Here is a 12,780-nt window from a genome sequence, read left to right on the forward strand (position 1 = left end):
TATTATAGCCAACTCACATCGAATGTCTTCGCTTCTTTTTGCCTGGCTATGGGGGGAAGCGTCTGAATTTCTCCTCATCAGATAACCCTAAAATCCATAAAGATAGCTACATTCTGAATAAAATTGTGTAAACGCTTTCATTATCGCGAACGGCGGTTATCCAGAAGACAAATTTTCGCCATTGGCGCAGGCCATGCCGTTGGGCGGGAAGCCTTATCGCCGCTCAGCTCAGATAAATCGCAGTAATTAACATTTTATTTACTTTTTCGAAGTGTGATGTAACGCATTCAGTTACATAACGGATTGTCTATAGTTTGTTCGCAGGTGAGCATTTAACCAACAATAACCCTACGAGGATCATCTTATGTGGAAGCGCTTACTTCTTGTCACCGCGGTTTCGGCAGCTATGTCGTCTATGGCGATAGCCGCCAACCTGACCGTAGGATTTTCGCAGGTCGGCTCTGAGTCGGGCTGGCGCGCGGCCGAAACGAATGTTGCTAAGGAAGAAGCGGCGAAGCGTGGCATCACTCTGAAGATTGCCGACGGTCAGCAAAAACAGGAAAACCAGATTAAAGCCGTGCGCTCGTTCATTGCCCAGGGCGTGGACGCGATCTTTATCGCGCCGGTGGTGGCGACCGGTTGGGAGCCGGTACTGAAAGAAGCGAAAGAGGCCAATATCCCGGTGTTCCTCCTCGACCGTTCGATCGACGTTAAAGATAAGTCGCTGTATATGACCACGGTCACCGCCAACAACGTGCTGGAAGGCCAACTGATTGGCGACTGGTTGGTGAAAACCGTCGATGGCAAGCCCTGTAACGTTGTGGAGCTCCAGGGCACCGTGGGCGCCAGCGTCGCTATCGATCGTAAGAAAGGCTTCGCCGAGGCGATTGCCAAAGCCCCCAACATCAAGATTATCCGCTCGCAGTCCGGCGACTTCACCCGCAGTAAGGGGAAAGAGGTGATGGAGAGCTTTATCAAAGCGGAGAATAACGGCAAGAACATCTGCATGGTCTACGCCCATAACGATGACATGGTCATTGGCGCGATCCAGGCCATTAAAGAGGCCGGGCTGAAGCCGGGCAAAGATATCCTCACCGGCTCTATCGACGGCGTGCCGGATATCTATAAAGCCATGATCGCCGGCGAGGCGAATGCCAGCGTCGAGCTGACGCCGAATATGGCCGGTCCGGCGTTTGATGCGCTGGAAAAATACAAAAAAGACGGCACCCTGCCTGAGAAGCTGACCATTACCAAATCAACTCTTTATCTGCCGGATACGGCAAAAGAAGAGTTAGAGAAGAAGAAAAATATGGGTTACTAAGCCTTCATGAAAATGCCGGGGGCACTACGCTTGCCCGGCCTACATTTCGCTCTTTTGTAGGCCGGATAAGCGCAGCGCCATCCGGCGTGATGCAGGGGGAACCATGACCAGCGACCAACACCAGGAGATCCTTCGTACCGAAGGACTCAGCAAATTCTTCCCCGGCGTGAAGGCGCTGGATAATGTCAATTTCAGCCTGCGGCGTGGCGAAATCATGGCCCTGCTGGGCGAAAACGGCGCCGGAAAATCGACGCTGATTAAAGCGCTCACCGGCGTGTACCATGCCGAACGCGGAGCGATTTGGCTGGAAGGCCAGCAAATTTCGCCGAAAAACACCGCCCACGCTCAGCAGTTGGGTATCGGTACCGTTTACCAGGAAGTTAACCTGCTGCCGAATATGTCGGTGGCGGATAATTTGTTTATTGGTCGCGAGCCGAAGCGTTTTGGCCTGCTGCGGCGCAAAGAGATGGAAAAGCGCGCCACCGCGCTGATGGCCTCTTACGGCTTCTCGCTCGACGTGCGCGAACCGCTAAACCGTTTTTCGGTGGCGATGCAGCAAATCGTCGCTATCTGCCGGGCCATCGACCTGTCGGCGAAAGTACTAATCCTCGATGAACCGACCGCCAGCCTCGACACTCAGGAAGTGGAAATGCTGTTCACCCTGATGCGCCAGCTGCGCGATAACGGCGTTAGCCTGATTTTCGTGACCCATTTTCTCGACCAGGTCTATGCCGTCAGCGACCGTATTACCGTGCTGCGCAACGGCAGCTTCGTCGGCTGTCGGGAGACCCGCGAGCTGCCGCAAATCGAACTGGTCAAAATGATGCTGGGGCGCGAGCTGGACCATCAGGCGCTGCAGCGCGCCGGGCGCACGCTGCTCAGCGATAAGCCGGTGGCGGCGTTTGAAGATTTTGGCAAGAAGGGCACGATTGCGCCGTTTACTCTGCAGGTGCGGCCGGGCGAGATCGTCGGCCTGGCCGGGCTGTTGGGATCCGGTCGCACTGAAACGGCGGAGGTTATCTTCGGCATCAAGCCCGCCGACAGCGGTAAAGCGTGGATCAAGGGCAAGCCGCAAACGCTGCGCTCGCCGCATCAGGCCTCCTGCCTCGGCATTGGCTTCTGCCCGGAAGACCGCAAAACCGACGGCATCATCGCCGCTGCTTCGGTGCGGGAAAATATTGTGCTGGCGCTACAGGCGCAGCGCGGCTGGCTGCGGCCGATCCCGCGCCGTGAACAGCATGAGATCGCCGAACGCTTTATTCGCCAGTTAGGTATCAGGACGCCCAGCGCCGAACAGCCAATCGAATTTCTCTCCGGCGGCAACCAGCAGAAGGTATTGCTGTCGCGCTGGCTGCTGACCAAACCCCAGTTCCTGATCCTCGATGAGCCGACGCGCGGTATCGACGTCGGCGCCCACGCCGAGATTATTCGCCTGATAGAAACCCTCTGCGCCGATGGCCTGGCGCTACTGGTTATCTCCTCGGAGCTTGAAGAACTGGTGGGCTACGCCGACCGGGTGATTATCATGCGCGATCGCCAGCAGGTAGCGGAAATCCCGCTCACCGAGCTATCGGTCCCGGCGATCATGAACGCGATTGCGGCATAAGGAGCCCAGCATGATGCCCAGAACTGTTTCACAAAGCGGACAGCCAAAACGGCGCTTTAGCTGGCCGAAAGGAATGCCGCAAATTATCGCGCTATTGCTGGTACTGGCGGTGGATAGCCTGGTGGCGCCGCATTTCTTCCAGATTCTGCTGCAGGATGGGCGGCTGTTCGGCAGCCCGATTGACATTCTCAACCGCGCGGCGCCGGTGGCGCTGCTGGCGATTGGCATGACGCTGGTCATCGCCACCGGCGGCATCGATCTGTCGGTTGGCGCGGTGATGGCCATCGCCGGGGCGACCGCCGCCTCAATGACCGTCGCCGGCCACAGCCTGCCGGTGGTGCTGCTCGCCGCGTTAGGCGCAGGCGCGCTGGCCGGCCTGTGGAACGGCATTCTGGTAGCGGTGCTGAAGATCCAGCCCTTCGTGGCCACGCTTATCCTGATGGTCGCCGGGCGCGGCGTTGCGCAGCTGATTACCTCCGGGCAGATAGTCACCTTTGATTCGCCGGCGCTTTCCTGGCTCGGCAGCGGCTCCCTGTTGCTACTGCCGACGCCGGTGATTATCGCCGTCGCAACGCTGCTGCTGTTCTGGCTGTTTACCCGCCGGACCGCGCTCGGCATGTTTATTGAAGCGGTGGGGATCAATATCCGCGCGGCGAAAAATGCCGGGGTGAACACCCGCATCGTGGTGATGCTGGCCTATGTACTAAGCGGCATCTGCGCGGCGATTGCCGGCATTATCGTGGCGGCGGATATCCGCGGCGCCGACGCCAACAACGCCGGATTATGGCTGGAGCTGGATGCCATTCTGGCGGTAGTGATCGGCGGCGGTTCGCTGATGGGCGGGCGCTTCAATCTGCTGCTGTCGGTGGTGGGGGCGTTGATTATCCAGGGGATGAACACCGGGATTTTACTCTCCGGTTTCCCGCCGGAGCTCAACCAGGTGGTGAAAGCGGTGGTGGTGCTGTGCGTACTGATCGTTCAGTCGCCGCGCTTTATCGGTCTACTGAAAGGGGTACGCGGCCGTGATAAAACGTAATTTACCTTTGATGATTACCCTCGCGGTATTTGTGCTGGGCTATCTCTACTGCCTGACCCAGTTTCCGGGGTTTGCTTCGACGCGGGTGATTTGCAATATCCTGACCGATAACGCTTTCCTTGGCATTATCGCCGTTGGCATGACCTTCGTGATCCTCAGCGGCGGTATCGATCTGTCGGTCGGGTCGGTGATTGCCTTCACCGGCGTGTTTCTCGCCAAAGCGATCGGCTTTTGGGGGATCTCGCCGCTGCTGGCCTTTCCGCTGGTACTGGCCATGGGCTGCGCCTTTGGCGCGTTTATGGGATTGCTGATCGATGCGCTGAAGATCCCGGCATTTATCATCACCCTCGCCGGTATGTTTTTCCTGCGCGGCGTGAGCTATCTGGTCTCGGAAGAGTCGATTCCTATTAACCATCCGCTGTATGACACTCTGTCCGGGCTGGCGTGGACCATTCCCGGCGGCGGCCGCCTGAGCGCGATGGGGCTGCTGATGCTGCTGGTGGTGGTGCTGGGCATTTTCCTCGCCCACCGTACCCGCTTTGGCAACCAGGTTTATGCTATCGGCGGCAACGCCACGTCGGCCAATTTGATGGGCATTTCCACGCGTAGCACCACTATTCGCATCTATATGCTGTCGACCGGCCTGGCGACGCTTGCCGGAATCGTCTTCTCTATCTACACCCAGGCGGGCTACGCGCTGGCGGGCGTCGGCGTGGAGCTGGACGCTATCGCCTCGGTGGTGATAGGCGGCACGCTGCTGAGCGGCGGCGTCGGAACGGTGCTGGGGACGCTGTTCGGCGTGGCGATTCAGGGGCTTATTCAGACCTACATCAACTTTGACGGTACGCTCAGTTCATGGTGGACGAAGATTGCCATCGGTATCCTGCTGTTTATCTTCATTGCGCTGCAGCGCGGGCTGACGGTGCTTTGGGAAAATCGCCAGAATGCGGCGGTGACTCGCGTGGGTGGGGCGGTGAATCGCTGACAGGGAGCTCCCTTCCCGCAAGGCGGGAAGGGAAGGCAGAAATTAAGCGTCCGGGAACTCTTTAATGAAGTTCTCGACGTCTTCTACCATGTGGTCGTTGCCGACAAAGAACGAACGGCGCTGGTGCAGGCTTTCCGGGATGATATCGAGAATACGCTCTTTTCCATCGCTGGCTTTGCCGCCCGCCTGTTCCGCCAGCATCGCCATCGGGTTGCATTCGTACAGTAAACGCAGTTTCCCTTGAGGGTGGCTGGCGGTGCTAGGATACAGGTAGATGCCGCCTTTCAGCAGGTTACGGTGGAAGTCGGCCACCAGAGAACCGATATAGCGCGAGGTGTACGGGCGCTGGGTCTCTTTATCTTCTTCCTGACAGTACTTGATGTACTTCTTCACGCCCATCGGGAACTTGATATAGTTACCTTCGTTGATGGAGTAGGTTTTGCCTTTCTCCGGGAAGCGCATCCGCTCCTGGCTCAGGCAGAAGACGCCGAGTGACGGGTCGTAGGTAAAGGCGTGCACGCCGCAGCCGGTGGTGTAGACCAGCATGGTGGAGGAGCCGTAAACCACATAACCCGCGGCAACCTGTTTGTTACCCGGCTGCAGGAAGTCTTCTTCGGTGACCGGCGTACCGACCGGCGTGACGCGGCGGTAGATAGAGAAGATAGTCCCCACGGAGACGTTAACGTCAATGTTGGAGGAGCCATCCAGCGGATCCATCAGCACAACGTATTTGGCGTGTTCGCACCCTTCGAAGACCACGATTTCATCTTCTTCTTCCGAGGCGATACCGGCGACGATATCACGTGCGCGCAGTGCAGCTTTTAATTTTTCATTCGCGAACAGGTCCAGCTTCTGCTGAACTTCACCCTGAACGTTTTCCGCACCGCTGGCACCCAGGATATCGACCAGACCGGCCTTATTGATATCGCGGTGGATGATCTTGGCGCCCAGTTTTATTGCCGACAACAAAGCAGTCAGCTCACCGGTAGCGTGGGAGAACTCGTGCTGCTTTTCGACAATAAATTCACCTAACGTTTTCATAACTCGTTCCCTGCATTTTTATGTTGAGTAAAACGAACGCAACAATCTTAACAAATAATAAAAAAACTGCGCACAGGTGAATCGCGCCAGCAAATGCAGATTTGCCTGAAATGCATTTCTCAGGGGGCATACATATGGGTAAAATGCGGGTCAGATTAATGAGGGAAGTAACGAATGCGCATTCATATTTTAGGAATCTGTGGCACGTTTATGGGGGGGCTGGCAATGCTGGCACGTTCCCTCGGGCATCAAGTAACCGGCTCGGATGCTAACGTTTATCCGCCAATGAGCACCCTGCTGGAAAATCAGGGTATCGATCTGATTCAGGGCTACGACGCCAGCCAACTGGACCCGCAGCCGGATCTGGTGATTATCGGTAACGCCATGACCCGCGGTAATCCGTGTGTCGAAGCGGTGCTGGAAAACAACATTCCGTACATGTCCGGCCCGCAGTGGCTGCACGACTTCGTCCTGCGCGACCGCTGGGTGCTGGCCGTTGCCGGTACTCACGGTAAAACCACCACCGCCGGCATGGCGACGTGGATCCTCGAAGCCTGTGGCTATAAGCCGGGCTTCGTTATCGGCGGCGTACCGGGGAACTTCGATGTTTCCGCACGCCTGGGCGACAGCCCGTTCTTCGTGATTGAAGCCGACGAATATGACTGCGCCTTCTTCGACAAGCGTTCTAAGTTCGTTCACTACTGCCCGCGCACGCTGATCCTCAATAACCTTGAGTTTGACCATGCGGATATCTTTGACGACCTGAAAGCGATTCAGAAACAGTTCCACCACCTGGTGCGCATCGTGCCGGGCAAAGGCAAGATTATTCTGCCGGAGAGCGACATCAACCTGAAGCAGGTGATGGCGATGGGCTGCTGGAGCGAACAGGAGCAGGTGGGCGAGCAGGGGCACTGGCAGGCGAAGAAACTCAACGCCGATGCCTCGCAGTGGGAAGTCCTGCTCGACGGCGAAAAGGTCGGCGAGGTGAACTGGGCGCTGGTCGGCGAGCATAATATGCACAACGGCCTGATGGCGATTGCCGCGGCGCGTCATGTCGGCGTGGTGCCGGCGGATGCCGCTAACGCGCTGGGCAGCTTTATCAACGCCCGTCGCCGCCTTGAGCTGCGCGGCGAAGCCAACGGCGTGACCGTCTACGACGATTTTGCCCACCATCCGACGGCCATTCTCGCGACGCTGCAGGCGCTGCGCGGCAAAGTCGGCGGCACCGCGCGTATTCTGGCGGTGCTGGAGCCACGTTCCAACACCATGAAAATGGGCGTCTGTAAAGACGATCTGGCGCCGTCTCTCGGCCGCGCCGATGAAGTCTTCCTGCTGCAGCCGCAGCATATCCCGTGGCAGGTGGCAGAAGTGGCGGAAGCCTGCGTACAGCCGGCGCACTGGAGCGCCGACGTTGATACGCTGGTGGATATGATCGTGAAAACCGCGCATCCGGGCGACCATATTCTGGTGATGAGCAACGGCGGTTTCGGCGGTATTCATCAAAAGCTGCTGGATAAACTGGCGCAAAAAGCGGCCGCGGCAGAGTAAGCGCGAACGCCTCCGGTTACTGCCCTCCGCGTGAGGGCAGTTTTGTTTTCGCCACCAGGGATTGTGTGATGCTGACCTGTGAAAAAGTCATTTCTACCGACTCGCCCCATTTCGCCGCGCTTGACGCGCTGTACGCCCGTGCCTTTCCGTGGCACGAACAGCGTGAAAGCGACGCCAAACTTCAGGCGTTGAGCAACCCGCACTATGCGCTGGAAGCGTGGTTTGATAACGGGGTATTTATTGGCCTGAGCGGCTGCTGGCAGTTTGCCGGTTATAGCTATATCGAACATCTGGCGATTGACGACACCCTGCGTTCGCGCGGCTATGGCAAACAGCTGCTGGCGCAGATCCTGACGCGCGCGCCGCTGACTATTCTGGAAATCGATCCGCTCACCAGCGAAATCGCCCATAAACGGCTGCGCTTTTACCAGTCGATGGGATTCCATGCCAATGCCTGGGCGCACCGCCATCCAACCTATCATCAAGGGATCGACGATCATGAACTGCTGGTGTTGAGCTATCCGCAGCCGATCGATGTGGCGCGGTATCAGCAGTTTGCCGAGGATTTAGGGCACGAGGTCATGAGGTAAGGTTTGCGATGCGCTGACCGGAGCTAGCCACCGGATACCGATTCGTAGCCCGGATAAGGCGCAACGCGCCGCCATCCGGGAGATGGCGGTTAGCGTGGGAATTAGCCTTCGTTCTCGGCCAGTTCGCGCAGATACTGGAAGATCAGGCGCGCGGATTTCGGCGGCTTGTTGCCTTCTTTCTCTTTTTTGGCATTGCGGATCAGTGAGCGCAGCTGCTGACGATCAGCGTCTGGCCACAGGTTCAATACCTCTACGACCGCATCATCGCCATTATCAATCAGGCGATCGCGGATTTGTTCCAGCTTATGGAACAGCGCCACCTGCTGGTTGTGACGGTTCTTCAGCTTATCCAGCGCCTGGCGAATCGGATCGACGTCGCGATTACGCAGCATTTTACCAATCAGCTGCAGCTGGCGGCGGCGGCCTTCTTTCTTGATACGCTGGGCGAGTTCAATGGCGTCGCGCAGGTCGGTATCGAGCGGCAGCTTATCCAGCGCGTTCTTACCGAGGTCTACCATTTCCGCGCCAAGACGCTTCAGTTCTTCAGCGTCGCGCTTAATTTCACTCTTGCTGACCCAGATAATTTCATCATCTTCATCTTCAACGTCATCACCGGGCACGTCGTCGAGCCAGTCTTCGGGCTGCTTTGTCATCTCAGGCTCCTTAAAAAAGAGGCTAATGTTACCAGTTAAGGCGCGCACTGAAAAACGGTTCTCTGTTAGACTTCAGTTAACTCCTTCTTACATTATGGCATTAGCAATGAAAGTCATCTCTCAAGTTGCACAGCAGCGTAAGACGCTGGAAGAAGCCGTTAGTACGGCACTGGAACTGGCGGCAGGCAAATCCGACGGTGCGGAAGTCTCCGTTAGCAAGACCACCGGCATCGGCGTCAGCACCCGCTACGGTGAGGTGGAGAATGTTGAATTCAATAGCGACGGCGCGCTTGGCATCACCGTATATCATCAAAACCGTAAAGGCAGCGCCTCTTCGACCGACCTGAGCCCGGACGCTATCGCGCGTACCGTGCAGGCGGCGCTGGATATCGCGCGTTACACTTCGCCGGACCCGTTTGCCGGCGTGGCGGATAAAGAACTGCTGGCCTTTGACGCCCCGGATCTGGACCTGTTCCATCCGGCGGAGGTCTCCCCGGACGAAGCCATCGAGCTGGCCGCCCGCGCCGAGCAGGCCGCCCTGCAGGCCGACAAACGCATTACCAATACCGAAGGCGGCAGCTTCAACAGCCACTATGGAATTAAAGTGTTCGGTAACAGCTATGGCATGCTCCAGAGCTACTGTTCGACTCGCCACTCGCTCTCCAGCTGCGTGATTGCCGAAGAAAACGGCGATATGGAACGCGACTACGCCTACACCATTGGCCGCGCCCTTGGCGATTTACAGACCCCGGAGTGGGTCGGCAACGAATGCGCCCGCCGCACCTTGTCGCGCCTGGCGCCGCGTAAGCTGTCGACGATGAAAGCGCCGGTTATCTTCGCCAACGAAGTCGCGACCGGGCTGTTTGGCCATCTGGTCGGGGCGATTGCCGGCGGCGCGGTCTACCGTAAATCGACCTTCCTGCTCGACTCCCTCGGCAAACAGATCCTGCCGGAGTGGCTGACCATCGAAGAACATCCGCATCTGCTGAAGGGGCTGGCTTCCACGCCGTTCGACAGCGAAGGCGTGCGCACCGAACGTCGCGACATCATCAAAGACGGCGTGCTGACCCAGTGGCTACTGACCAACTATTCCGCGCGCAAGCTGGGTATGAAAAGCACCGGCCACGCCGGCGGCATCCATAACTGGCGCATCAACGGCCGCGGCCTGAGTTTTGCAAAGATGCTTAAAGAGATGGGCACCGGGCTTGTGGTCACCGAATTGATGGGGCAGGGTGTCAGTGGCGTGACCGGCGACTACTCGCGCGGCGCATCCGGTTTCTGGGTAGAAAACGGCGAGATTCAGTATCCGGTCAGTGAGATCACCATCGCCGGAAATCTGAAAGAAATGTGGCGTAATATTGTCACCGTCGGCGACGATATCGAAACGCGCAGCAATATTCAGTGTGGTTCCGTGCTGCTGCCGGAGATGAAAATCGCCGGTCAATGACCTGTGTGCCGGGCGCGTCCTGCCGCGCCCGCTTGATATCTTCATAATAAAAAGGAAGTGAGCAATGCGTAAAAAACTGTTAGCGATGCTGGCCGTCTCTGCTTTTGCGCTCGGTTCGGCATCGGCGTTTGCCGACCTTGGCGAAGACATGGACACCCTTGCGGAAAATCTGCAGGTGGTACAGAAAACCTCAGACATTGGCGAGCTGAAAGCGGCGCTGAATAAGATGCGTACTGCTGCGGTTGACGCGCAGAAAGAGACGCCGCCAAAACTGGAAGGCAAAGCGGCCGATAGCCCGGAGATGAAAGATTTCCGCCACGGTCTGGAAACGCTGGTCGGCCAGATCGACGGCGCGCTGAAGTTAGCTGACGCCGGTAAGCTCAAAGAGGCGCAGGCCGCCGCGGAGGACTTCAAAACTACCCGCAATACCTACCATAAGAAGTATCGCTAATCGCCGTTTTCGGGAGGCGTCAGCCGATGTCTCCCGCCTAAAAGCCTACCCGTATCACATTTTTCCCTTTTCTTTTTCCGGTTTTTCCATCGTCGTTTTCCGCTAAACCTCGCGCATTGTTGTGATGCGCATCACGCCATATCGCCTGTTTTTACATTTATCCGGTGAATATGTGGAGTCGATCACCTAAGCCTTCTCCCTTTCCACTTCGAAGTGGAAAACAACTCGCTACAAACTCCTGACCCCCGGCGCTACTTTGGATTCCAGAGACATCAGCGGGGTAACACAAGTGAATAACGGAGCGGTAATAAACGACGTAGGGGAGCAGGCGGCGCAGACCGAACGCCTGGCTAACAAGATGTTACAGCAGGTATTCGCCCTGTTAAGCCGTCACGACATCGTCCCTAACGACGTTCAGGAGCAAATGCTGACTTCCCACGTGCGGGCCATGGCCCACCGGTCAATCAGCGGCGAACCGCTACCGGAAGTGGATGCCAGTCTGTTCGAAGAAATTTCTGAAGATTCAATGATGCTGGCCCGCGAAGTGGTCGCGCAGTTCGGCAACCTGCCTGATGAAGAGGCCTGGTTGCTGTCCGTCCACTTCGAAGTCGCAAAAGAAAACCTGTAAGGAGCAAAACATGGAACAAATCACCGTAGTTATTGGCGACCGTCTGGGTAAAGGACAAAAAGTCGCGGCAGGCGCAGAAAAAGCCGGCGCACGTGCAGTGGTCGTCCCTGGCGTTGCTGCCGATATGAAACTTGGCGACATGATGAAAGCGGAAAACGCCTCTTTCGGCATCTCCTTCTGCGGCAGCGGCGGCGCAGGCGCTATCACCGCGCAGACCAAGTACGGCTACAAAGCAAAATACGGCATGCGTTCTATTGAAGAGGGCGTCACCGCCATCAACGAAGGTTGCAACGTGCTGGGCTTCGGCTTCATGGATAAAGAAGAGCTGGGCGAGCGCCTGGTTGAAGCCTGGAAAAAGAAATACGGCGCATAAGTATGAAAGAGCAATTCACCACCACGGTGAGGGTTGCAGGCAAAGGCGAAAGCAAATCACGGGCCTTCGCCGATGCCCTTAACCATGTGCAGGCTGCGGTGATGAAATCATCATCGCGCATCCTACTGCGTATTGAGCCACAGGACGTGACGGTTGTTCATGCGCGCGAAGCGGTACGAAAAGAGGCGTTTCTGTTCATCTTTTTGCGCCGTGAACGACGGACCTACAGCGTGGAGCTGGACGTCACCGTCAACGTGACCGCCATCGATCTCGATAAAGTGGATTTCGTCACGCAAACCTGATTGTTACCAAAGGGTCAGACTATGTTCCTGATAATTTTAATAAAATCGCTCATCATCGGCGGCCTGGTCGGCGTCGGCGTGGGCGCCGGAGCGGCACGCATGTTTCACGCGCCCACCACGCAAGGGATGGGGGCGTTTCGTACCTTGGGCGAGCTGAATTCCTGCGAAGGCGATCCGGCTTCTCACTTCTCTTTTGGCCTCGGCTTCTTCTTTAACGCCTGGGCCTCTTCCGTTGCAGCAGGCTCCTTCACCCAGGACGTTGACCACCGCATTATCCCGAACTGGGGCGCGGCGGCGCTGATGGTGAAAAATCGTAACGTTGGCGAAACGCTACACGATCCGAAAAAAATGGCCATTGCCTGCGGCATCATCGGCATGATCGTCGTCGCCTTCCTTAACCTGACCGCCTCTTCCGTGCCGGAAGCGCTGCAGGTCACCGCCGTTAAGGTACTGGTTCCGGCGGCAAACCTGCTGGTGAATACCGTGATGCCGGTGATTTTCTGGCTGGCGGCTATCGATGCCGGTAAGAAATCAGGCTTCTGGGCGACGATTTTCGGCGGCGCGGCGCAGCTGATTATGGGTAACGCCGTACCGGGTCTGGTACTGGGGATCCTGATCGGTAAAGGCGTAGAAGAGAGCGGCTGGAACCGGGTAACCAAAGTGATGATGATCGCCATTGTCGCGCTGTTCGTCCTCAGCGGCTTCTTCCGCGGCTTCGACATGAAGATGCTCGAATCCTTCCATCTGACCGTGCCGAACTGGCTGGACATGATCCACAACTCACTCAGCGGCAAGTAAC

At 57.2% G+C, this 12,780-nt stretch carries 14 protein-coding genes; 12 read left to right on the forward strand and 2 right to left on the reverse strand.

Features of this window, described 5'->3' with window-relative positions; all coding sequences use genetic code 11:
* Positions 1 to 364 precede the first annotated feature (364 nt).
* From ytfQ to yjfF, 4 genes are all read left to right on the forward strand, one after another.
* A complete protein-coding gene (gene ytfQ / locus PGR09_RS19715) occupies positions 365 to 1,321 on the forward strand; it encodes a galactofuranose ABC transporter, galactofuranose-binding protein YtfQ (RefSeq protein WP_047046248.1) in 957 nt (318 codons plus the stop codon).
* 103 nt (positions 1,322 to 1,424) lie between these two features.
* Positions 1,425 to 2,927 (forward strand): galactofuranose ABC transporter, ATP-binding protein YtfR, encoded by a 1,503-nt coding sequence (ytfR, locus tag PGR09_RS19720; protein ID WP_430916442.1) that lies wholly within the window; start codon positions 1,425 to 1,427, stop codon positions 2,925 to 2,927.
* A 10-nt stretch (positions 2,928 to 2,937) separates the two neighbouring features.
* A complete protein-coding gene (gene ytfT / locus PGR09_RS19725) occupies positions 2,938 to 3,963 on the forward strand; it encodes a galactofuranose ABC transporter, ATP-binding protein YtfT (protein ID WP_047065993.1) in 1,026 nt (341 codons plus the stop codon).
* The gene (gene yjfF, locus PGR09_RS19730; RefSeq protein WP_015368584.1) at positions 3,950 to 4,948 is read left to right on the forward strand and encodes a galactofuranose ABC transporter, permease protein YjfF; all 999 of its coding nucleotides are present in this window, start codon (positions 3,950 to 3,952) and stop codon (positions 4,946 to 4,948) included. Before ytfT ends, yjfF begins: the two co-directional genes overlap by 14 nt.
* Positions 4,949 to 4,990: 42 nt before the next feature.
* Here the strand turns inward: yjfF and fbp are convergent, their stop codons facing one another.
* A complete protein-coding gene (fbp, locus tag PGR09_RS19735; protein ID WP_015368583.1) occupies positions 4,991 to 5,989 on the reverse strand; it encodes a class 1 fructose-bisphosphatase in 999 nt (332 codons plus the stop codon).
* Between the two features lie 174 nt (positions 5,990 to 6,163).
* Between fbp and mpl the strand changes: the two genes are divergently transcribed.
* Both mpl and PGR09_RS19745 read left to right on the forward strand, forming a co-directional pair.
* Positions 6,164 to 7,537, forward strand: coding sequence for a UDP-N-acetylmuramate:L-alanyl-gamma-D-glutamyl-meso-diaminopimelate ligase (gene mpl / locus PGR09_RS19740; protein ID WP_213292850.1), 1,374 nt, complete (start codon positions 6,164 to 6,166; stop codon positions 7,535 to 7,537).
* A 68-nt stretch (positions 7,538 to 7,605) separates the two neighbouring features.
* On the forward strand, positions 7,606 to 8,127 hold the full coding sequence (locus PGR09_RS19745) for a GNAT family N-acetyltransferase (protein WP_047046241.1): 522 nt from the start codon (positions 7,606 to 7,608) through the stop codon (positions 8,125 to 8,127).
* A 101-nt stretch (positions 8,128 to 8,228) separates the two neighbouring features.
* Here the strand turns inward: PGR09_RS19745 and yjgA are convergent, their stop codons facing one another.
* Entirely contained in the window at positions 8,229 to 8,780 is a 552-nt protein-coding gene (gene yjgA / locus PGR09_RS19750) for a ribosome biogenesis factor YjgA (protein WP_015368580.1), read from the reverse strand.
* Between the two features lie 94 nt (positions 8,781 to 8,874).
* Between yjgA and pmbA the strand changes: the two genes are divergently transcribed.
* The 6 genes from pmbA to PGR09_RS19780 all read left to right on the forward strand — a co-directional run bounded on the left by pmbA (position 8,875) and on the right by PGR09_RS19780 (position 12,779).
* Positions 8,875 to 10,227 (forward strand): metalloprotease PmbA, encoded by a 1,353-nt coding sequence (gene pmbA, locus PGR09_RS19755; protein WP_045360325.1) that lies wholly within the window; start codon positions 8,875 to 8,877, stop codon positions 10,225 to 10,227.
* A 64-nt stretch (positions 10,228 to 10,291) separates the two neighbouring features.
* Positions 10,292 to 10,678, forward strand: a complete 387-nt coding sequence (gene cybC / locus PGR09_RS19760; RefSeq protein ID WP_015368578.1) for a cytochrome b562 — start codon at positions 10,292 to 10,294, stop codon at positions 10,676 to 10,678.
* Positions 10,679 to 10,967: 289 nt separating this feature from the next.
* A complete protein-coding gene (locus tag PGR09_RS19765) occupies positions 10,968 to 11,306 on the forward strand; it encodes a glycine dehydrogenase (RefSeq protein ID WP_430916443.1) in 339 nt (112 codons plus the stop codon).
* A gap of 10 nt (positions 11,307 to 11,316) precedes the next feature.
* Entirely contained in the window at positions 11,317 to 11,679 is a 363-nt protein-coding gene (locus PGR09_RS19770) for an SFCGS family glycine-rich protein (protein WP_015368576.1), read from the forward strand.
* A 2-nt stretch (positions 11,680 to 11,681) separates the two neighbouring features.
* Positions 11,682 to 11,981 (forward strand): DUF4312 family protein, encoded by a 300-nt coding sequence (locus PGR09_RS19775; RefSeq protein ID WP_015368575.1) that lies wholly within the window; start codon positions 11,682 to 11,684, stop codon positions 11,979 to 11,981.
* A 21-nt stretch (positions 11,982 to 12,002) separates the two neighbouring features.
* Positions 12,003 to 12,779 (forward strand): DUF4311 domain-containing protein, encoded by a 777-nt coding sequence (locus tag PGR09_RS19780; protein WP_015368574.1) that lies wholly within the window; start codon positions 12,003 to 12,005, stop codon positions 12,777 to 12,779.
* Position 12,780: the final 1 nt, after the last annotated feature.

Origin of the sequence: Klebsiella sp. 141251 (genome assembly GCF_050600725.1) — a bacterium.
Classification (GTDB): domain Bacteria; phylum Pseudomonadota; class Gammaproteobacteria; order Enterobacterales; family Enterobacteriaceae; genus Klebsiella; species Klebsiella aerogenes.

Bases quoted from the DNA above. Each gene is read 5' to 3' on its own strand.
- pmbA (WP_045360325.1), top strand. From the start codon at position 8,875: ATGGCATTAGCAATGAAAGTCATCTCTCAAGTTGCACAGCAGCGTAAG.
- PGR09_RS19775 (WP_015368575.1), top strand. From the start codon at position 11,682: ATGAAAGAGCAATTCACCACCACGGTGAGGGTTGCAGGCAAAGGCGAA.
- PGR09_RS19770 (WP_015368576.1), top strand. From the start codon at position 11,317: ATGGAACAAATCACCGTAGTTATTGGCGACCGTCTGGGTAAAGGACAA.
- fbp (WP_015368583.1), bottom strand. From the start codon at position 5,989: ATGAAAACGTTAGGTGAATTTATTGTCGAAAAGCAGCACGAGTTCTCC.
- yjgA (WP_015368580.1), bottom strand. From the start codon at position 8,780: ATGACAAAGCAGCCCGAAGACTGGCTCGACGACGTGCCCGGTGATGAC.
- ytfR (WP_430916442.1), top strand. From the start codon at position 1,425: ATGACCAGCGACCAACACCAGGAGATCCTTCGTACCGAAGGACTCAGC.
- PGR09_RS19780 (WP_015368574.1), top strand. From the start codon at position 12,003: ATGTTCCTGATAATTTTAATAAAATCGCTCATCATCGGCGGCCTGGTC.
- cybC (WP_015368578.1), top strand. From the start codon at position 10,292: ATGCGTAAAAAACTGTTAGCGATGCTGGCCGTCTCTGCTTTTGCGCTC.
- ytfT (WP_047065993.1), top strand. From the start codon at position 2,938: ATGATGCCCAGAACTGTTTCACAAAGCGGACAGCCAAAACGGCGCTTT.
- ytfQ (WP_047046248.1), top strand. From the start codon at position 365: ATGTGGAAGCGCTTACTTCTTGTCACCGCGGTTTCGGCAGCTATGTCG.
- mpl (WP_213292850.1), top strand. From the start codon at position 6,164: ATGCGCATTCATATTTTAGGAATCTGTGGCACGTTTATGGGGGGGCTG.
- PGR09_RS19745 (WP_047046241.1), top strand. From the start codon at position 7,606: ATGCTGACCTGTGAAAAAGTCATTTCTACCGACTCGCCCCATTTCGCC.